Source organism: Methylobacterium sp. CB376 (assembly GCF_029714205.1).
Taxonomy (GTDB): Bacteria; Pseudomonadota; Alphaproteobacteria; order Rhizobiales; family Beijerinckiaceae; genus Methylobacterium.
Genome location: NZ_CP121648.1, coordinates 1,933,053 through 1,954,137, shown reverse-complemented (window position 1 = coordinate 1,954,137; position 21,085 = coordinate 1,933,053). Strand labels below are relative to the sequence as shown.

Sequence of the window (21,085 nt, the reverse complement as noted above, 5' to 3'; positions counted from 1 at the left end):
AGCAGGGGATGCGCTACCGCTTCGACTTCGAGGCCCTCGCCGAGTACTGGCCCGACTTCCTGATGGGGGCGCTCACCACCCTTGAGATGACGGCCGTCGCGACGGTGCTCGGCCTGCTCATCGGCATCCTCTGCGCCGTCGGGCGGCGCAGCCCCCGGGCGTGGCTGTCGCGGCTCTGCGGCGGCTACGTGGAGACGGTCCGCAACACCCCCTACCTGATCCAGGTCTTCTTCCTGTATTTCGGCCTCGCCAGCGCCGGCCTGCGCCTGCCGGTCCTGACCGCCGCGATCCTCACCCTGGTGGTCAATGTCGGGGCCTATACGGGCGAGATCGTCCGGGCGGGGATGGACACGATCCCGCCCGGCCAGGTCGAGGCCGCCGAGGCGCTCGGGCTGACCCGGGCCCAGATCTACCGCGACATCATCCTGCGCCCGGCCCTGGAGCGGGTCTACCCGGCGCTCACCAGCCAGTTCGTGCTGATGATGCTCGCCTCCTCGGTCACCTCGCAGATCTCCGCCGAGGAACTGACCGCGGTGGCCAACAACATCACGTCGATCACCTTCCGCAGCTTCGAGACCTACTTGGTGGTGGCGGTGCTCTACCTGCTGCTGGCGCTGCTCCTGAAGCTCGCCTTCCACGCGCTGGCCCAGATCCTGTTCCCGCGCCGGCGCCGGCTCGGCACGGCCCTGTAGGGGATGCGGATGGGCGGCTTCTCCCTCAACCACCTCGTCTTCCTGCTGGAGGGCGTCGGCTGGACGGTCGTGCTGACGGCCCTCGCCTTCCTGCTGGGCAGCCTCGCGGGATTCGGGGTGATGCTCCTGCGCATCGCCCGCGCCCGCTGGGTGCGCCGCCTCGCCTTCGCGTACGTGCAGGTGATCCAGGGCCTGCCGCTGCTGATCCTGCTGTTCTGCGTCTATTTCGGGCTCGGCGTGATCGGGGTGGAGCTGTCGCCCCTGGTCGCCGCGGCGATCTCGCTGATGGTCTATTGCAGCGCCTTCCTGGGCGAGATCTGGCGGGGCTGCGTCGAGGCGGTGCCGCGCACGCAGGGTGAGGCGGCCGAGTGCCTCGCCCTGTCGCGCTGGCAGGCGCTCGTGGACGTGATCCTGCCCCAGGCCGCCCGCATCGCGGTGCCGCCCACCGTCGGGTTCTTCGTGCAGGTGCTCAAGAGCACCTCGCTCGCCTCGGTGGTCGGCTTCGTCGAGCTGACCCGGGCGAGCCAGCTCATCAACAACTCGATCTTCCAGCCTTTCCTTGTCTTCGGGCTGGCGGGCGCCCTGTACTTCGCCCTCTGCTACCCGCTGTCGCGCTGGAGCCGCAGGCTCGAAAGGAAACTCCATGTCGGCCGTCGTCAGCCTGCGTGACGTGCACAAGAGCTTCGGCACAATCGCGGTGCTGAAGGGCGTGAGCTTCGAGGTGGCGGCGGGCGAGGTCGTCGCCGTCATCGGCCCGAGCGGCTCGGGCAAGAGCACGGCGCTGCGCTGCATCAATCGACTGGAGGCGATCCAGTCCGGGGCGATCGAGGTCTGCGGCCGCCGGGTCGACGACCCGCACCTGGACCTGCGGGCCCTGCGCCGGGAGGTCGGGATGGTCTTCCAGAGCTACAACCTGTTCCCGCACCTGACGGTGGAGGAGAACATCACGCTCGCCCCCCGGCGGGTGAAGGGCACGCCGGTGCGGGAGGCGCGGGCCCTCGCCGCGGAGGCGCTGGCGCGGGTCGGGCTCTCGGACAAGCTCGCCGCCTATCCGGAGCAGCTCTCGGGCGGGCAGCAGCAGCGCGTGGCGATCGCCCGCTCGCTCGCCATGCAGCCCAAGGTGATGCTGTTCGACGAGGTCACCTCCGCCCTCGACCCGCGCCTCACCGGCGAGGTGCTGAAGGTGATGGAGGCGCTGGCCAAGGGCGGCATGACGATGATCTGCGTCACGCACGAGATGGGCTTCGCCCGCCGCGTCGCCGACCGGGTGATCTTCATGCACACGGGCAGGGTCTGGGAGACCGGCCCCGGCACGATGCTGACCGCGCCGCAGACGCCGGAGCTGCAGGATTTCCTGGCCTCCGAGCTGTGATGCGCTGTCCGGGCGATCACGTCCCGACAGCGCATCACAAGCCTGCGCGGCGCGTGCGCGAAGCCGACATCCGCACCCGACCCGCACGCCCCCGACGCGTCTCGCGTCGAGCGGGACGGGCGTCCCGCCCCGCCGGGGCGGGCCCGAACGAACCACCAAGGAGGAACACCCATGACCGACCTGACCCGCCGCGGCGCGGCCCTCGCCCTCGCCGCCGCCTGCCTCTCCGCCTCGACCTCGCTGGTCCGCGCCGACAGCCTCGACGCCGTCCGCAAGGCGAAGCGGATCCGCATCGCGGTGGCGATCGGCATCCCGCGCTTCGCCTTCATCGACCAGAACCTCCAGCCCACCGGCTCCGACGTCGAGACCGCCAAGCTGATCGCCCAGGACCTCGGCGCCGACCTCGACCTGATCCAGATCACCAACGCGGCGCGCGTCCCGACCATCCAGACCCGCAAGGCCGACATCCTGGTGGCGAGCCTCGCGGTCACGCCCGAGCGCAAGAAGGTCATCGACTTCACGGTGCCCTACGCCACCCTCAACATCGTGGTGGCCGGCGTGCCGGCCCTCGCCGTGAAGGGCTACCCGGACATCGTCGGCAAGCGCATCGGCGTGACCCGGGCCACCGTGAACGACATGCTGGTGACCCAGAACGCCAAGGGCGCCGAGATCGTCCGCTTCGAGGACGACGCCACGCTGATCACCGCGGCGGTGTCGGGCCAGGTCGACCTCGTCTCGACCCAGGAGGCGGTGGTGGCGGTGATGAACGAGAAGCGCGCCGACCGGCCCTTCGAGACCAAGTTCGTGCAGAGCGAGCTCAACCTCGGCATCGCCCTGCCGCAGGGCGAGGACCGGCTCAAGGACTGGCTCAACGACTGGGTGCGCAGCAACATGGCGAGCGGGCGCCTGACCGCGCTCTTCCGCAAGTTCCACGGCCGCGACCTGCCGGCGGATCTCGTCACGCGGACCTGAGCGGCCCGGCGGAACATCGGCTCCGGCCGGGGGTTGCGTGGCGACACCCCCCGACCCGGAGGCCCGCATGACCGACCTGCGCCACGCCACGGTGGTGATCACCGGCGCCTCGAGCGGCATCGGGCGCGCGGCCTCCCTCGCCTTCGCGGGCCGCGGCGCCCGCCTCGCCCTCGCCAGCCGGCGCCGCGAGGCGCTGGAGGAGCTGGCACGGGAGTGCCGGGATCGCGGCGGCGAGGCCGTGGCGGTGCCCACCGACGTCACCGACCCGGAGGCGGTCGAGCGCCTCGCCCGCGCGGCGCACGAGTCCTTCGGGCGCCTCGACGTCTGGATCAACAACGCGGGCACCGGCGTTTTCGGCCCGTTCCAGGACGCGCCCCTCGACCTCCACCGCCGCACGATCGAGATCAACCTCCTCGGCGGAGTCTACGGCGCCTACGCCGCCCTGCCCTACTTCCTGCGCCAGGGCCGCGGCACGCTCATCACCACCATCTCCCTCGGCGGCTGGGCCCCCGCGCCCTTCGCGGCGGCCTACACGGCGAGCAAGTTCGGGCTGCGCGGCTTCACGGCGAGCCTGCGCCAGGAGCTGCGCCGCCACCCGGGGATCCACGTCTGCTCGGTCTTCCCCGCCATGGTCGACACGCCCGGCCTGGAGCACGGGGCCAACGTCTCGGGGCGGCGCATCGATACCGGGCCGCTGGTCTACGCGCCCGAGGACGTCGCCGAGACCTTCGTGCACCTCGCGCGCCACCCGCACGACGAGGTCGCGGTCGGCTGGCCCGCCCGCCTCGCCCAGGCCGCCTACGCCCTCGCCCCCGGGCCGACCGAGCACCTGATGGGCATGGCGATCCACGCCGCCCTCGACCGGGCGCGCCCGGCGCCCGTCACGCACGGGGCGATCCGCGCGCCGCGGCCCGAGCAGCCGCGGACCAGCGGCGGCTGGCGCGCCCGCAAGGGCCTGCCCTCGGCGCGGGCGCTCAGCACGGTCGGGGCGGTGATGGGCGCGGCCGGGCTGATGCTCCTCGCCTCGACCCGGCCGGCGCGGGGGCGCTGATCGTCCGACATCCGACGGATTGCGTCGCCATGCGGATGTCGGCGTCGCTCAGGCGCCGCGCGGGCTCGTCATCCGCTGTCCGGATGTGAGCGTCCGGAACGCGTATCAGAGGTCGAGCAGCGCGTAGGGCCGCCCGTTCGGCTTCGGGATCTGCATCGCCACGTTGTAGACCGGCACCCCGCCCGGCGTGCGGCCCTCATGGGTGCCCCGATGGGCGTGGCCGTGCACCACGGCGCCGACCGGGAAGCGGTCGATCGTCTCGGCGAGCCGCGACGAGCCGAGGAACGGGAAGATCTCGGGCGGCTCGCCCTGCACGGTGGCGGCGACCGGCGCGTAGTGCAGCACCACCATGGCGCGGCGGCTCGCCACCTGCCGCATGGCGTTCTCCAGGCGCATCGCCTCCCGCTGGCTCTCGGCGACGAGGCCCTTGATCGAGGCCTCGCCGAAGGCCCCGAGCGTGAAGCGCCCGAAGCCGCCCACGAAGCCCTTGACCCCGACGAAGCCCACGCCCTCGATCTCGACCGACTGGCCGTCGAGGAGCCGCATCCCGGTCTGGCGCAGGATGCGGCAGACCTCCTCGGGCGCGCCCGCTTCGTGGTCGTGATTGCCGAGCACCCCGACCACCGGGATCGCGCAGGCGCGCAGGTCCTCGGCCAGGATCTCGGCCTCGGCGGCGAGGCCGAGATCGGTGAGGTCGCCCGCCAGCACCAGCACGTCGGCGGCCCGGGAGATCTCGGCGAAGAGATCCCGGTAGGGGGCCGCCGCCCCCTCCTTCACGTGCAGGTCGCCGATCGCCGCGACCCGCAGCGGCCCCGCGCGGTCAGCCATGCGTCTCCTCCGTGATGCCGTCCCGCCACGCCCCCTCGCCGCCGAGATCGGCGAAGCCCCACTCGCCCACGTCGATCGCGTAATCGACCCGCGACAGCATCCGCCCGCGGCAGATCTTCATCTGCGGCGGCGGCAGGCGGCGCTGCTTGTCGAGGCGGTCGAGCAGCTCGTCGAGGAGCCAGGCCGGGACCGCGTCGCGCTCCGTCGGGTAGATCCAGCGGAACATCAGCAGGTGGGTGAGGAGCAGCTCCCAGTGCATCTCCATGTAGCCGAGCAGGCGGTGCCAATCGATGGCGTCGTGCGCCCGCAGGATGGTGTGGGCCACGTCGGCCCCGTCGAAGCGGTGGCGGAGCTGGATGAAGCTCTTCGACCAGACGAGCTCGGTCGGGCCGATGATGGCGAGGCGCTGGCCGAAGAGGTCGATCGTGCTCGCGTGGTCGAACCACGCCCGCGTGACCGGCGTCGCCCCGCTCGGCGAGGCGTGGATGACGTCGAAGAAGAGGTCGCCCTCGAAGACCTTGCCGAGCCAGCGCTCGTCCTCGATGGCGACGCGGTAGCCGAGATCCTGGCAACGGGCGAGGATCCGCGGCGCGTCGCCCGGCATGCAGAAGACGTCGAGATCCTTGGTCCGCCGCGCGATGCCCGTATGGGCGCTGACCGCGTAGGTGCCCGCGAGCAGGAAGGGGAGCCCCGAGGCGGCGAGCTGACCCAGCGCCTCGGCGTAGAACGCCTCAGCCCGCGGATCGGCGAGGCTCGGCTCCGCCTTCGCGACGATCTGCGGGAGCGGGGGATGGGGATCCGGCATCCCGCCCCAACCGCCCGGGCGCGCCGCCGGTTCCTCGGATGAGGAACCGGCGGCGGCCTCAGGCGAAGGTGAAGGTCTGGGCGGAGAGGCTGGCGACCTGGACGTTCTGCAGGGTCAGGCTGTCACCCGCCCCCACCGTGATCACCGCGTCCGCCCCCAGCTGCTGGGTCGCCGCCTGCACGGCCGCGAAGGACGTGAACACCCCGCCGTTGAAGGCGATCACGTCCCGCTCCGACCCGCCCACCGTGAAGTCCCGGATCACGTCCTGGCCGTCCCCGCGCCCGTACGCGAAGATGTCCGAGCCCCGCCCGCCCGACAGCGAGTCGTTGCCCGCGTTGCCGAACAGAAGGTCGGCCCCGTCCCCGCCGAAGAGCTGGTCGCTGCCCAGGCCGCCCGACAGGTAGTCGTTCCCCGCCCCGCCCATGAGCACGTCGTCGCCCTGCTCGCCCGCCAGGAGGTCGTCGCCCGCATCCCCGTCGAGGACGTCGCTGCCCAGCCCGCCATAGAGGCTGTCGCGGCCCTCGCCGCCGAAGAGCTGGTCGTCGCCCTCGTCGCCGAATACGTAATCGTCGCCGGATTCGCCGTGGACCTCGTCGTTGCCGGCCCCGCCCGACGCGAAGTCGTTGCCCTCGCCGGCCCCGACGAAGTCGTTGCCCTGCTCGCCGAACACGAGGTCGCTGCCGGCCGAGCCGAAAACCCGGTCGGCGCCGGTGCCGCCGTAGACGCGGTCGTTGCCCGCGCCGCCGTCGACGATGTCGTCGCCCTCGTCGCCGAAGACGAGGTCGTCGCCGGCCTCGCCATTGACGCTGTCATTTCCGGCACCGCCCGACACGAAGTCGTTGCCCGCCCCGCCCAGGACCGCATCGTCCCCGTCCTGGCCCGAGACGAGGTCGCTCCCGTCCCCGCCCAGCATGGAATCGTTCCCCTGACCGCCGGCCAGGGTGTCATTGCCGGCATAGCCGAAGATCTCGTCGGTGCCGGCCGTGCCCGCGAGGCTGTCGCCGCCGCCGGTGCCGAAACGGCCGGAATTGAACACCGTGTCGGCGCGGACGCTCAGGTTCTGGATGCGCAGATCCTCCGAGGACGCGGTGTCGACCGCGCCGTAGGGCTTGTCCGCCGTGCCGTAGCGCGCCTGCATGTACTGCGCGAAGGCGGCCTGCTCGCCGACCACGTTCGCCGGCACGTTGGCCGGCGCCGTGAAGTCGAGGGACTTGTCGACCGGCGCCGACAGGCGGCCGTCGCCGAGCAGGTAGCGGAAATTGTCGCCGTTCTGCTTGGTCGGATAGCCGTCGCCACCATTTGCCGTGAAGTTCAGTGAGACGACGCTGATGCGGGCGGGGGCGTTCGGTAAAACGGCGCCGTTCTCCACCACCTTGGCGATCACCGTGCCGGCCTCGTCGGTCAGCGCGATGCTGCGCACCTTCGACCCGGCCGGCTGCGACGGGTCGTAGGAGAACTTGACGCCGCCGATCTGCGGATAGCCGCCGTTGCCCGGCGCGAGTCCGGCCCCGTATTCGAGGATGTTCTTGAGGCCCTGGGCGGTGGTGTCGAACACCATCAGCTTGTTGTCGAAGCGCAGGGCGTTCTCGACGTCGAGCTGCGAGACGCCGCCGGCGGGCTTGCCGGCCTCGGCATTGGCCAGGGGCGGCAGCTTGGCGCCGGCATTCGGGTCGTTGCCGCTGCCCCCGCTCACCGCGCCGATCGAGGCGAGGATGCCGCCGCCGTTCTTCAGGGAGACGAGGTAGGGCTGGCTGGCGACGGCGCGGGCCGCCGCGGCGGCGTTGGCATCCGCCGAGAGGTCGCCGAGATTGGTCTCCTGGGCGCGCCCGAAGGCCCGGTCGCCCTCCAGGTAGACGCCCGTGAAGCCGTAGACGTTGCGCTCCTTGGTGCTGATCACCTGGCCGACCGCGTCGGTGACCTCCCTCACCCGGGCGCCGATCGAGCCGGGCGCGAAGGCCCGGGCGATGTCGGCGCCGTAGGCGGCCTGCAGGGTCGCCTGGGTCGCCGCGTAGGTGCCGCTCACCGCCGGGTTGAGGCTGCCCGGGACGATGCGGCCGTTCTCGTCGAAATCGACCACGAGGCGGCCGAGATAGGTCGATTCGCTGTCGGTGGCGACGATCATGGTCGGGGCGCCGTCCGCCCCCGCGGTGACGATCGGGTAGGGACCGGCGGAGGTGGCGTCGTGGCCCGGGAAGGCGGCCTGCACGTCGGTCGCGTCGCCGAGGCGGGTATGCGAGCCCGCCGCCAGGATGATGTCGACCCCGCGCAGGAGCGGCGCCAGGGCCTGCTCGTTCGAGAGGAGCTGGAGGTGGCTCTGGAGGACGATCTTGTTGACGCCCTGGGCGACGAGCGCGTCGATGGCCGGCTGGAGCTGGCTCGCCAGCAGCGCCATGTCGTCGCGCTCGACGAGGTTGTCGCCGGGCTCGCCCGCCTTGGGGAATCCGTTCACCTCCGTGCCGGTCGGCGAGGAGATCCGCTCCAGGAGCTGGGTCGTGGCGCCGACGACGCCGATGCGCTCGCCGTTGACGGTGACGATGGTCGAGGGCGCGATGCGGCCGGCGATCGCCGAGGAGGGTTGCCCGCCCGCGGTCGCCCGGCCGCGCAGGGCCGCGTCGCCCGAGAAGTCGAGATTGGCCGAGAGATAGGGGAAGCGCGCGCCGCCCCAGGCGCCCGAGGGCGTGATCGCGTCCGCGACGGTCTGCGAGCCGAGATCGAATTCGTGGTTGCCGATGGCCGAGGCCTTGACCCCGTAGGCGTTGTAGATCGCGACGTCGGGCCGGCCGAGGGCCGTGGCGCCGACGACGCGGTTCAGCGCGGGGTCGGCGCCCGCGGTGAGGAACGGGCCGGGGATGTAATTGTCGCCCCCGGCGAGCACCAGCGTGTTGGCGTACTGGCCGTCGAAGCGGTCGATCAGCGCGCCCATCACCGGGGCGGTCTGGGTCGAGAGGGTCGAGCCCTCGCCGTCCGACATGTGCAGGAGCTGGAGCGTGTAATTGGCCATGCGAACCCCCGTTGTCGTTGCCGGCCTGCCCGGATGGCCGATGCGCCCGTGCCGGGTTGCCGCCGATCGATTGTTTCCGCTGCGTAACGGCAGCGCATGACGGCGGGATGAAGCGTGGGCGTTCCCGGACGCGGGCGGATGCCCGCGCGGGGGCCGAGGCCGAGGCCGAGGGCGGAGGGCCGGCCGCACAATGATCGTTTCGGCACAAAGTTTGAGCGCTTTCCGACTCATGCCGCCGGGCGGAACTCCCTAACGTCGCGGGCGCTCTCGCCGTCGAGAGAAGGGGATTCTCATGACGCATCGTCCGGCCGCATTCATTCTCTCCTTGTGTATACTGTTTTCCAATTCCGCCATGGCGGAGTCGTTCAAGTTGACCAGCTCCGACATCTCGGACGGGACATTCATGAGCGCCGCTCAGGAGTTTCAAGGCTTCGGATGCACGGGCGGCAACCGCTCGCCGCATCTGTCGTGGAGCGGAGCACCGGCCAAGACGGAAGCGTTCGCCGTCTTCGCGTACGATCCCGACGCTCCGACGGGCAGCGGCTGGTGGCACTGGCAACTCGTCAACATCCCCAAGGAGGTCACGAGCTTGGCCGCGGGGATCGGGGAGACCGGCAAGGGGCTCACGCCGGCCGGAAGCATCAGCGTCACGAACGATTACGGCATTGCCGGGTTCGGCGGGGCCTGTCCGCCGCGGGGACACGGCGTTCACCGCTATCAGTTCACCGTCTACGCGCTCTCCAAGAAGCTGGATCTGCCCGCCGGCGCGTCGGGCGCCCTGACCGGCTACATGGTGCGGGCCCACGCGCTCGGATCGAGCACGATCGAGGCCCTCTACAAGCGGGACTGACGCTCGCCTCGTCGCCGTGGGCGGTGACTGCCGCCCCTGCATTGCGTCCCGCTGCTCAATCGCCGGCCGTGCCGATGCAACGGGACGCCCCGTGCCCCAAGGGAGGAGACACCATGTCGATCGATCTCACCGAGGTGGAATGAACTTCCACCGGCTCAAGACGGCACGGAACGGCCGATCCAAAATCGGATCCGGCGTGTCCGGCTTCTGGACGAAATTTATTCTCGTCGAGCCAGGACATCGAGCCACCGTCTTCTTGGGCCATGAAATGGAATGAATACAGAGATGGGAAATTCCAATAGCAAAACGATCTCCAGACCGCGCGTTCTGGCGCTTCATGGCTACGGCAGCAACAGCACTGTCACCAGAATGCAATTGGAAAATTTAAGAGTAACGAGTTCAGATTTCGATATCTTGTACGTCAATGGACCCATTGCGGTCGAGGAAGCCGGTCCAGGGATCGCGGATCTCGGAGATCTGGTCAGTGGACCTTGGTACTCCTGGCTCCCGTCGGATCATCCTGGAGCGGTCGATGGCCGCGTCCTGCTCGGCGCGATCTGCGATGCCGTCCAAACGGTCCTTCTGCAGATCGAGGAGTATGGGCCGTTCGACGGAATCTACGGTTTCAGCCAAGGCGGGGTCATCGCGAGTTTGGTGAATGGCTTGGCCCACGACGATGCGCTGATCTCCGCCTTGCGGGATCGCACGGGTCGAGACCCCTCGCACGGGCTTCAGGGGCGAATGCCGGCTCGTGGAATGGTGGCGGCGTGCGCGGGCGCCTCGATCCCGTTCCCCGACCTGCGCATGCGTGCCGGGTTGGGCGCCGGCCCGTCCGTCGTTTCGGGAACGCGATGCGTTCACCTCATCGGCCGCAACGACGACCTCAAGTCATGGTCGGAATCGCTCGCGCTCACCACCGATCCGCGGCGCACGAGCGTGTTCTATCTGAGGGGCGGTCACGAGATCGGTCGCGCCGAGCGCGACGACACCGAGATCTGCGGCAACGTGCGGCGATGCCTCGCGGGTGAAGAGACGGGATCCGGGGAGCCGGACGGATCCGAGGCGATCGCCTGGAGGATGTCGAGCGCACGCAGTTTCCGGTCGGTCGCGACCGACGTGCAAGTGGCCGCCGTGCGGAGCGACACGGATGGCTTGCCGGACACGATCGCCGGCACGCTCGCGGCGCGTCCTGCCGAGGCCCCTCTCCTGCGTTGGGCGCGCGGGAGCGATCCTTCCGTGCACACGACGTACGGCCAGTTCCTCGATTTCTGCCGGCCCGGAGGGGACGGCGACCTTCGCCGCATCGGCGTGCGGGCTGGCGACGTCGTCGCCTACTTGGCCCCCCCGGGAGGGAGCGCCACGGCCGCCGCTGCGTTCCTGTCGATCGCGTCCCAAACCTGTGCCGTGCCCCTCACGCCGAGCATGAGCGAGGCGGATGCGACCCAAGCTCTCGACTCGTGCGGCGTCGCGCACGTCGTGACCTTCGACGGCGTCTCGTCGCCGGGCGTATCCGCCGCGATCGACGGCTTCGTCCGCGCCGGCAAGGCCACCCTGCACCGCGCCGTTGCATCGACCGCATCTCCCGGCCTGTTTCGGTACGCCGAGACTCGCGGCGAATTCGAACACCTGCCGGTTCTGGCCAACCCGCCGGAGGCCGTGTGCATCCTGCTTCGCACGTCGGGCAGCACGTCCGTTCCGAAACTGGTTCCTCTCCGCCGGAGGGATCTCGTGCTCAATGCGGCCCTTCTGGCCGATGGGCTCGGGATCACCGCCAGCGACGTGACTTACAGCGTCATGCCGCTCGATCACATCGGCGGGCTCAGCGCCTCCGTCCTGTGCAGCATCGCGGTGGGCGCCTCGATCACCTGCGATGGGGCATACACGCCGCGGGGCATGGTGGAAGCGCTCCTCCATTCCAACCCCAAGCCGACTTGGTACTCCGCCGTTCCGATGATCCACAACGCGACGACCCAGTACCTGCTCGACAACCGTGCCATTTACCTCGACCGGGACGGCAAGCTGCGGGATCATCATCTTCGCTTCATCCGATCGGGGGCGGCGGCTCTGAAGGAGCCCGATCGCGCCGCGCTGGAAGCGACGTTCGGCTGTGAGGTGGTCGCGACCTACAGCATGTCCGAGCAGATGCCGATCTGCCAGCCGCCGAGAACCGGCCAGGGATGGCAGCAGAAGCCCGACTCCGTCGGGGTCCCGATCGTCGCCTCGATGGCGGTGGTGGATCCCGCCACGCTGCGTCCCGTCCCGTTCGGCGTCACCGGAGAGGTGGCGATCTCGGGCCCGACGGTGTTCGCCGGCTACTCGGACAACCCTCCGGCCAACCGGCAGTCCCGCTTCCTGCTGCGCTCGCACGAGGATCACGTTCTCCGCAGCTGGCTCCTGACAGGCGATCTCGGCGAGATGGACCCGGACGGAACGCTCGCTCTGAGAGGTCGAATCAAGGAACTCATCAAGCGGGGCGGAGAGCAAGTATCGCCGTTCGATGTCGAGGCGGTCCTGTCCCGGCATCCATGGGTCGGCACCGCGGTCTGCTTTCCGGTTCCATCGGACCTCTACGGAGAAGAAGTCGGCTGCGCCGTGGTCCTGGCCTCCTCGGCGCCCGGCAACATCACCCAGGCCGAAGCGATCCGGGAATTGCGGGAATTTCTCAGAAGCAACGCGCTGGCCGTGTTCAAATATCCCACCCGATGGAAGCTCGTCGAGGAGCATCAACTTCCGAGAACGACAACCCAGAAATACATCCGAAACGGCCTCGCAGATGCGTTGGGCGTGTCGGATAGCGAGCCGGCCCGGCCTTTGACGAGCGAGGCAGGTGGCGGCGTCCGACGATCGGACGGGAGCAGCCGCACCGGCGCCGCACCCAAGGTCGATTGGTCGACGCTGTCCGGCCTGCGCTTCCTGCTGGCATGCTACGTCATGTTCATGCACATCGGCTCCGACCAATCGTGGGGGGCTTTCGCCAACCTTCGCCAGTTTCCCTGGCATGTGCACGCCTTCTTCGTCGTCGCGGGCTTCTCGCTGGCGGGGTCCATGCCAGCCCCCATCCAGCGGAAGGCCGCGTTCGTCCGCGCCCGAATATTGGCGATGTATCCCCTCTACGCGCTCGCTCTCCTGCTTGCGGTCGTCAATCTGCTGCCGAGCTGCCAGCCGGGAACCTTCTCGAGCGTGTTCCACTGGAACGCCCTATCCGGGGATGTCAGCCGGACCTTCTGCGAAGGCACGCCGCTGCTGCAGAGTTCCTGGATCGCCAACTTCTCCTCCACTCTGCTGATCTACGGCCTGGGGCTCTCGGCGACACCCCTGTGGACCGCGTCGTGGTTCCTGGGTTTCTACTTATGGTTCATATCGATGTATTTTCAATGTCTTATCATATTCCCCTTCATTTACAATCTATTTTACGTCAGACGGGGAATGACACGACATTTGCTGCTGATTGCAGGCGTCGTGGTTGGGATCAATCTGTTCATTCTGCTCGCCTTCTGGTACGGATACGCGACCGACGCCATCGGCTATCCGTTCTTCGATCAATCGACCGGCACAAAGATCAGCCCGGACGCATCCCAGATCCAAATGGCTGGGACAGATAATCTCATCATGCTAGGATTCTATCTGTTTGCCCCATTCTGGATGCTCTACTTTGTGGGAGAGATCTGCGTCGCTTTCTTGTACGACGCCGTTCGCCCCCACGAGCAGCGACACTCCGTAATATGGGGCTACGTCGCTGACGCGATCACGGCGCTCATCATCCTGTACAGCGCAGCGCACGTGATGCAGGGCTATATCCCGCACGGGCCCGAACTGTCGCGCGCGTCCCTCGAAACCTTCTTTCTGCGCCCCGACGCGGCGGACAGCTTCATGGATCCCGGCATCGTCAATCGGACCTGGGACGAGATCAACTCCAGAGTGTGGGCTCCCGTGACCTTGCTCTGGCTCTTTGCCCTGAGCACGGGACGGGGACTCACCGCGCGGATCCTGCGATCCGATCCCCTCTCCCAGACCCTCGCTCCGACGGCCTACGCCTGCTTCCTGTTCCATCAAATGGTCGGCCAGTGGTATTTTGCTCTCACGCGGCACGGAGAGTGGTGGAACTGGTGGAGCTATCGGAAGGAGTTTTACTGGTTCAGTCCACAGCCGGTCCCTGTTCAATGGTTTGAATACTTCTATGTTGTCGGCCTGGTGGTGATCTTCGGCAAGCTGGTCCAACCTCTCGAGAGCGTGATCCGACGGGGATTCGGCGCGTCTCTGCGGCTTCTGACGGGTGAGAGCGCGGCCGGGCGGCCGGAGAGGGACACGCTCGCGACGATCCTCGACATGGTGAGCCGGACGTCGGGCTTGGCGGCCAAGCCGGAGTGGAGCCTCCAGGAATGTGGCCTCGCGTCGCTGAGCGTCGTCCAGTTCACCGCGACGCTCGAGGCCGAGTTCTCGACAGCCAAGCAGAAGCTGACGCTATCGCCATCGGATCTCATCGCGGCGCAGACCATCCGCGAGATCGCGATGATCGTCGATGCGGCGAGGAGCGAGACGCCGCGCCCGACGATGCCGGCACTGCGCGCGGCCTGAGGTCGAACCGCGGCGTGCCGTGACACGCCCTCCCGCCGCCGGGCGGGAGGGCGTCTCGACGTCGTGAGAATAGCCGGTAGGATGACGTGACGTTCGAGGTCCGCCGTGACCGCCTGTGAGCCCTGCGGGACCTCATCCTCTCCATCAAGCGGAATGCGACGGCCGCAACGCCGCGGCCATTCTCGGTCTACACATCCCTCAAGGAGCAGCGCATCCTGAATGCCCCGATCAGCAAGCCGCTCCTGATCTGCGTCATGGCGGGCGTCAAGAAACTTGGAAAAGCGGACGACATCGTGTGTCCAGCGCAGAATTTTCTGTTTCTGCCCAACACCACCAAAATAGACATGAGAAACATTCCGAGCGAGGAGTACCTCGCCCTGCTCATCGAGTTTGAATACGCCGATTTCGCTCAGTTCAAGGAGAGCCCGCCGCAAGAGCCGACCCTGGTTCAAGGGGAGATCGGCTGCACCCTGGCCAAGACACTCCAACAATACATCGAATGGTCCGCTTTCGCGCAGCCCGAACTGTGGCATTTTCGCAGGCAGGAAATCCTCCAGCTGCTTTATCTCTCTGGTCACCGCCAGGTGGGCGGCCTTGCCGCCCGTCGGAGTCTGAGCCATCGAATCCACGACATCGTGTCCGAAGACGTGGCGGGTCAGTGGACTGTCGAGCGCCTCGCCGCGCGGCTCGCCGTCGGCCCGACGACGCTGCGCAGGCGGATCAGGGCGGAGGACACGGGCATCAGGTCCGTGGTGGAGAGGACGAGACTGGGCCACGGCCTGCACCTGGTGCAAACGACCATGGAGCCGATCGGACGCATCGCGGAGCGTTGCGGGTATCTCTCGCAGTCACGGTTCACGCACAGGTTCAAGCGACTGTTCGGCGTCACGCCGTCCGAACTCCGACGGACGCGGCTCCCGTGAGCGGCGCCGGTCCGCGCGGCGCGCCCCGCGCGGCCCTCGCCCTCGGAGGGGCGGGGCCCCGGTCGGGGCCGCCTTCGGAGCGGCAACCGACGCTGCCCGCCCCCGGGCGCGCCCAAGTGGCCAGGTGATCGGGCGGTCAGGCGAAGGTGAAGTTCCGGGCGGAGAGGCTCGAGGCCTGGATGTTCTGCAGGGTCAGCGACTCGCCCACCCCGGCGGTGATCACCGCGTCCGCCCCCACCTGCTGCGTCGCCGCCTGCACGGCCGCGAAGGAGCCGAACAGGCCGGGGCCGAACGCGATCACGTCCCGCTCCGCCCCGCCCGTCACGAAGTCGCGCACCACGTCCCGCCCGTCGCCGCTCGCGTACTGGACCGTGTCCGAACCGGCCCCGCCGAACAGCACGTCGTCGCCCGCCCCGCCGCTCAGCGTGTCGGATCCCGCCTCGCCCACGAGCCAGTCGGCCCCGTCGCCGCCGCGCAGCCCGTCATTGCCCGCGCCGCCCACCAGCACGTCGTTCCCGGCCTCGCCGTCGAGCCAGTCATTGCCCTCGCCGCCGCGCAGCACGTCGTCGCCCTCGCCGCCGACCAGCGCGTCGTCCCCGGCCTGGCCCTCGAGCCAATCCGCGCCGGCGCCGCCGAACAGCGAGTCGTTCCCCTCGCCACCGATCAGCAGGTCGTCGCCACCCTCGCCGGCGAGCCAGTCGTTCCCGACGCCGCCGAACAGCGAGTCGCTCCCCTGGCCGCCGACCAGCGCGTCGTCCCCGGCCTCGCCGACCAGCCAGTCATTCCCGTCGCCGCCGAACAGCGAGTCGCTCCCGTCGCCGCCGACCAGCGCGTCGTCCCCGGCCTGACCGGCCATCCAGTCCGCGCCCTCGTTGCCGAACAGGGTGTCGGCCCCGTCGCCGCCGTCGAGCGTGTCGGCGCCGGCCCCGCCGTAGAGCTGGTCCTTCCCGGCCCCGCCCCAGAGACCGTCCGCGCCGTCATTGCCGCACAGGAGGTCGGCGCCGTCGCCGCCGTCGAGGGAATCGTCCCCGTCGCCGCCGATGAGCTGGTCGTCGTCCTGCTCGCCGAGCAGCACGTCGTGGCCCGCATCCCCGGTGAGGACGTCGTTGCCCAGCCCGCCGTAGAGGCTGTCGCGGCCCTCGCCGCCGGAGAGCTGGTCGTCGCCCTCATCGCCGAACACGTAATCGTCGCCGGCCTCGCCGCTCACGCTGTCATTCCCGGCGCCGCCCGACGCGAAGTCGTTGCCCTCGCCGGCGCCCACGACGTCGTCGCCCTGCTCGCCGAAGACGAGGTCGCTGCCGGCCGAGCCGAAGACCCGGTCGGCGCCGGCGCCGCCGGAGACGCGGTCGTTGTCCTCGCCGCCGTCGACGACGTCGTCGCCCTCGTCGCCGAAGACGAGGTCGTCGCCGGCCTCGCCGCTCACGCTGTCGTTCCCGGACCGACCCGACGCGAAGTCGTTGCCTGCCCCGCCCAGGATCGTGTCCTCGCCCGCCCCGCCGGTCAGCGTGTCACCCGCCGCGGTGCCGGTGAGCAGGCGTCCCACGACCGGGATGGCCAAGCGCGCCAGCAGCGGGTCGTGATCGCTGGTCTGGTCGAAGAAGTCCGCGTTGATGTGCACGGGCTCGAACTGCACACCGGCCGCGAGCGCGTCCGTCACCAGCACGTGGTCGAGGGTCTCGGAATTGCCCTCGAAGACGTAGTCGTAGCGCTGGCCCTCCGGCAGCGTGTCCTGCAGGTCGGAGAGCACGGCGGTGCCGCCGCGGGTGAAGGTGACGCCGGTTCCGGCCCGCGTGTAGCCGGCGAGCGTCGCCTCGCCCTTCAACACGCTGAGCGGCTCCTCGAAGCCGAAATCGTTGAGGTCGCCCGCCACCAGGACCCGCGCCCGCGGGCTGGCGGCCAGGATCCCGTCCACGAAGCTGTTGACCGCCTGGGCCTGGGCGGCCCGCGCCAGCTGACCCGCGTCGAAGGGCGGCTGCTCGGAGCCGAACAGCGCGCCGCTGCCGCCCTTCGAGGTGAAGTGGTTGCTCACCACCGTGACGGTCTCGTCGTTGAAGACGAAATCCGCGGCGAGCGGCGGCCGCGACGCGTAGAAGGGATTGTCGGGGTTGGTCTGCTGGTCGGCGGAAGGGCCCGCGGTGATCGGGCTGCCATCGGGCGCGATGCTGCGCACCGCGTTCGGTGCGAGGCTCACCCGGTCGGTCCGGTACAGGAAGGCCGTGCGGATGTTGCCGCCCGGCTCGCCGCCGTTGGTGTCGTCGCCGATATACGGGTTGTCGATGAAGGCGTAGTCCGGCCCGCCCGCCGCCCGGATCGCCTCGACGACGAGCCGGAACGTGCGCCCCGCCGAGGTGACGGTCGAGGCGGTGTTGCCCGGCCCGTCATCGTCCTGCACCTCCTGCAGGGCGATCACGTCGGGCGTGTTGAGCCTGCCCAGCACCTCGGAGGCGATGGCGGCGAAGCGGGCCGCCCCGTCCGTCGGGTCGAGATTCTCGGCATTGTAGCTCGCCACCAGCAGGTGATCCGCGTCGCCCGCCAGCCTGCCGCCGGTCTTCACCCGCGGGCTCGGCGCCGTCACGGTGACGGGGCTCGTCGCCACGACCTCGTAACTGCCGAAGCTGTAAGTCACGATGCCGGTGACGTCGCCGAGCCGCGCCCCCGTATTCACCTTCGGCAGGGTGACGCCGAGACCGGGATCGAGGCGGATCCGCTCGGGGTTGAAGTCGCCGCCCCGGCTGTTGGCCGCGCCGAGGACCGACTCGCCGCCGCGGATCAGCAGGTTGCCGTCCGGGTTGAGGCCGGTGGCGCCCGCGCGCCCGTCCGCCACCGCGAAGATCTCGCCGAAGGCGTTGGTCGGGCCGGTGGCGAGGGGGGCCGCCACGGTGGCGCGCATGCCCTCCAGGCTCTCCCAGAAGGCGCTGCCCGCCGCGAGGTCCTCGGTCGGCGGCGCGAGCCCGCCCGGGCCGCCGATCCGCACGGCCTCCGGCAGGGCGTTGCCGCTGGAGCGGACCGTCACCGTGACCGAGCCGGCGATCTCGGTGACCGGGAGCGCGCCGCGCGCCGCCCGCGCGGGGACGAATTCCCGGACCTCGCCGCTGACCTCGACGGCGTCGCCGACCGCCGCAGGCGGCTGGCCGCCCGTGAAGACGAAGATCCCGTCCGAGGTGGCGGCGTCGCCGTCGCCGGTCGGATCCTGCAGGTAGAAGCCGTTGCCGGCGACCGCGGTGACGATGCCCGAGGTGGTGACCGTCCGGCCGGCCAGCGGCGAGGCGTCGCCGCTGGCCTGGATCCGGGAGATCGCGGTCTGCGGCGGGGCGAGCTGGTAGACGGTCGTGGTGTTGCCGACCTCGTTGGCGGTCACGAGCAGGGCCTGGCCGGTCGGGCTGTCGGCGGCCGCGATGAAGGTCAGCACTTCGGGCCCCGCGTCCGTGCGGCCCGCGGCGGGCGGCTGGTAGGCCACGAAGGCCGCCTCGGCCGGCACCGTGACGTCGTAGACCATCACGCCCCCGACCCGCTCCAGCCCCACGAAGGCGTAGGTGCGGCCCGCGACCGTGCCGATCGTCACGCCCTCGGGCTCCGGACCCTTGTCGTCCGAGCGGTCGTCGACCTGCCCGTTGCCCTGGTTCTGGTTGAAGAGGGCGGGGAAGTCCCGCGCGATGATCTTCTCGAATTCGCCGCCGGTCTCGCGGACCTTGGTGATGGTGCCGTCCGCCTCCTGGCGGAAGATCGAGAGGCCGCGCCCGCCGAACGTGTAGATCCGGTCGAGGTCGCCGTCCCCGTCGGTATCGCCGTCGATGGTCGAGACGTTGAGGCGGCCGAGTTCGGACTTCTGCTTCAGGGTCGCGGTATCGGGAAAGGCGGTCGGGTCGAGGCTGCGCGTCGCGAGGCGCGCCACGTCGCTGTCGTCGCTGCGCGCGTCGCCCTCGTTGGCGGTGACGACGTAGACCCGGCCGTCCGGCGCCGTGAAGGTCGCGATCGCGTCCGGCATCGGCAGGCCGAACACGGGCTCGCTGCGGATGCGGATCGCGGCCGGGGTCGGCGCGCCGTCGTCGGAGGCGTCGAGTTCGTTGCCGGGCAGGGACCGGTCGATGGCGCCGAGCGGCTTCAGGGCCTTCAGCACCGGCGCGGCGCCGGCGATGTCGAAGACCGCGACGGTGTTGGCCTCCTGAAGGGTGACGTAGGCGGTGGTGCCGCTGATCGCCGTGTATTCGGGCTCGATATCCGCGACGGCGCCCGCGCCCGGGGGCAGGCGCATTCCCGCGGCGCGCAGGGCCGCCTCCTGGCCGGCGAGGCTGGCGAAATCGTAGGTCGCCACGGAGGCGCCGGCGAGGCCGGCCGAGAGGTCGACGAGCGAGACCGAGCCGCTCGGATTGACCGCCGTGCCGGCGACCGTCGCCCGCTCGCCCTCATTGGCGACCACGATCTTCGTGCCGTCCTGATTGAAGCTGAGCTGGTCGGGCTGGTTGCCGACCGTGAGCGGCGCGCGCAGGGCGGCGAGGCTGCGCGCGTCGAAGAACGCGACGGCGCCGTTCTGGCGCGGATCGGCGTTCTGGTAGCCGACCGCCACGACGCCGTTCCTCACCGCGACGGTGTTGGCCGTGCCGAAGCCGGGCAGGTCGCCGAGCGCGATGCTGCCGGTGCGTGTGAGCGCCCCGTCCGCGCCGATCCGCGTCACGTCGATCCGCCCGTCGCGGGCGTTGAGCGTGAAGAGCTGCGCGGTCGCGGGATCGAAGGAGACGACCTCCGCGCCGCCCTCGGCGCCGTTGGTGCCGGAGGCCTCGATCGCGCCGAGCCGGGTCACGACCAGGCTGCCGGTCCCGACCGGGGCGTCGGCGGCGCCCGCCAGCGAGGGAGCCGGGTCCAGGAGCGTCGGCGCCGCCGGCACCGGGCCCGCGGCTTGGCTCGTCACCGCGATATCGTCGACCCCGACCCACTCGTCGCTGCCGGCGGCGTTCGCCGTGATGATGCGGACCTGGAGCCCGGCCTGGCCGTCGGCGGCCGCCGGCAGCACCGCCCGCACGCGGATATCCGGGCCGGAACTGCCCGGCCCCGCGGTGGCATCCGCCACGAAGGCGGCCGGCACGTTGGTCCAGGCGCCCGCCGGTCCGATCCGGTACTGCAGCGCCACCGCCTGGACGGCGTTGTCCGCCCCGTCCTCCAGGTCCCGCAGGCGGTAGGACACGGTCACGTCGCGGCGGCCGGTCGCGTCGAGGAACAGGACGAGGCTCGGGGCGTCCGCGGCGCCCGAGCCCTGCAGCGCGACCGCCGGGTCGGCGAGGGCGAATTCGGCGACGCCGCCGGCGGTGAGGCCGTTCGGGTTGGTCCGGTTGGCGTTGACGTCGGCCGTGACGGCGCCGTCGCCCGTGAGCGCCTGCGGGTCGGCCCCGACCACGCTCGTGATGTCGTCGCCGCGATAGCCCACGATGCTCGGCACCCCGGACCAGTCGTCGTCGGCGGTGATCAGGCCGGGATCGTTCCAGGTCTGTGCGAAGTCGCCGTTGGCGAGCACGTGCGGGACCGCGGTCATCAGTCGCTCCGGGAGGCGTGGCGCGAACGGGCCGGCCCCCGCTGTCGCGCGGGCGTGTCGTTGCCGGGCCGCCGCGGCGGGAGCGATAGCGTCGCTCTGCGACAGCGCGATGAAGAACGCGTCCCCCGCGGTCCAAACCGATCTCGGCGATCCACAACCCGCCGGTCACCGGAAAGCAGATCCGCCAACGCCGGTGCGGCACATCTGCGGAGATCGAAGCCGAATTCTTCCGGTCATTGCCCCCATCCTCCGACGGGGAAACGTTTCGCGCGGCGATTGCGCCGGGCGCGGCGCGACATCGGACCGCCGACGAGGGCACGCCCGAGACCGACGCGGTCCGGCAATCGGCCCCGGGGCCGATTGCCGGACCTTGCGCGGCGCAGCGGGCGCCGCCTCGTCCCAACGGTCGGGTGTCATGACCGTTGGGTGCGTTCTCGCAATTTCGCCGAGCCATCGGCTCGCGCCGACGATGCGAGAGGGTCGACGGCCCGG

General features: G+C 70.2%; 12 protein-coding genes. 8 read left to right on the top strand and 4 right to left on the bottom strand.

All coding sequences use genetic code 11. The features are described 5' to 3' along the window. Positions 1–8 precede the first annotated feature (8 nt). The 5 genes from QA634_RS08635 to QA634_RS08615 all read left to right on the top strand — a co-directional run bounded on the left by QA634_RS08635 (position 9) and on the right by QA634_RS08615 (position 4,087). Positions 9–692: an amino acid ABC transporter permease gene (locus tag QA634_RS08635; RefSeq protein ID WP_012331612.1), complete on the top strand. Its 684-nt coding sequence runs from the start codon at positions 9–11 to the stop codon at positions 690–692. A 9-nt stretch (positions 693–701) separates the two neighbouring features. Next, complete coding sequence (locus QA634_RS08630) at positions 702–1,361, top strand: amino acid ABC transporter permease (RefSeq protein WP_012331611.1); 660 nt, start codon at positions 702–704, stop codon at positions 1,359–1,361. After that, positions 1,336–2,064, top strand: a complete 729-nt coding sequence (locus QA634_RS08625) for an amino acid ABC transporter ATP-binding protein (protein WP_012331610.1) — start codon at positions 1,336–1,338, stop codon at positions 2,062–2,064. The genes QA634_RS08630 and QA634_RS08625 overlap by 26 nt, the downstream gene beginning before the upstream one ends. Positions 2,065–2,235: 171 nt before the next feature. Then, on the top strand, positions 2,236–3,036 hold the full coding sequence (locus tag QA634_RS08620) for a transporter substrate-binding domain-containing protein (protein ID WP_012331609.1): 801 nt from the start codon (positions 2,236–2,238) through the stop codon (positions 3,034–3,036). A gap of 67 nt (positions 3,037–3,103) precedes the next feature. Then, the gene (locus QA634_RS08615; protein ID WP_012331608.1) at positions 3,104–4,087 is read left to right on the top strand and encodes an SDR family oxidoreductase; all 984 of its coding nucleotides are present in this window, start codon (positions 3,104–3,106) and stop codon (positions 4,085–4,087) included. Between the two features lie 105 nt (positions 4,088–4,192). Here the strand turns inward: QA634_RS08615 and QA634_RS08610 are convergent, their stop codons facing one another. From QA634_RS08610 to QA634_RS08600, 3 genes are read right to left on the bottom strand one after another with little or no spacing between them, the layout of a single operon-like run. Beyond that, positions 4,193–4,915 carry a metallophosphoesterase family protein gene (locus tag QA634_RS08610; RefSeq protein ID WP_012331607.1) on the bottom strand — a complete coding sequence of 241 codons (723 nt, stop codon included), beginning with the start codon at positions 4,913–4,915 and terminating at the stop codon, positions 4,193–4,195. Beyond that, positions 4,908–5,720: a hypothetical protein gene (locus QA634_RS08605; protein ID WP_012331606.1), complete on the bottom strand. Its 813-nt coding sequence runs from the start codon at positions 5,718–5,720 to the stop codon at positions 4,908–4,910. Before QA634_RS08605 ends, QA634_RS08610 begins: the two co-directional genes overlap by 8 nt. A 58-nt stretch (positions 5,721–5,778) precedes the next feature. Then, positions 5,779–8,721: a 5'-nucleotidase C-terminal domain-containing protein gene (locus QA634_RS08600; RefSeq protein ID WP_012331605.1), complete on the bottom strand. Its 2,943-nt coding sequence runs from the start codon at positions 8,719–8,721 to the stop codon at positions 5,779–5,781. Positions 8,722–9,013: 292 nt separating this feature from the next. Between QA634_RS08600 and QA634_RS08595 the strand changes: the two genes are divergently transcribed. The 3 genes from QA634_RS08595 to QA634_RS08585 all read left to right on the top strand — a co-directional run bounded on the left by QA634_RS08595 (position 9,014) and on the right by QA634_RS08585 (position 15,069). Further along, positions 9,014–9,571, top strand: coding sequence for a YbhB/YbcL family Raf kinase inhibitor-like protein (locus tag QA634_RS08595; RefSeq protein WP_012331604.1), 558 nt, complete (start codon positions 9,014–9,016; stop codon positions 9,569–9,571). Between the two features lie 273 nt (positions 9,572–9,844). Further along, the gene (locus QA634_RS08590) at positions 9,845–14,146 is read left to right on the top strand and encodes an AMP-binding protein (RefSeq protein ID WP_012331603.1); all 4,302 of its coding nucleotides are present in this window, start codon (positions 9,845–9,847) and stop codon (positions 14,144–14,146) included. 254 nt (positions 14,147–14,400) lie between these two features. Further along, a complete protein-coding gene (locus tag QA634_RS08585; RefSeq protein WP_012331602.1) occupies positions 14,401–15,069 on the top strand; it encodes a helix-turn-helix transcriptional regulator in 669 nt (222 codons plus the stop codon). Between the two features lie 136 nt (positions 15,070–15,205). Here the strand turns inward: QA634_RS08585 and QA634_RS08580 are convergent, their stop codons facing one another. After that, positions 15,206–20,593 carry a choice-of-anchor I family protein gene (locus QA634_RS08580; protein WP_012331601.1) on the bottom strand — a complete coding sequence of 1,796 codons (5,388 nt, stop codon included), beginning with the start codon at positions 20,591–20,593 and terminating at the stop codon, positions 15,206–15,208. Between the last annotated feature and the right edge of the window lie 492 nt (positions 20,594–21,085).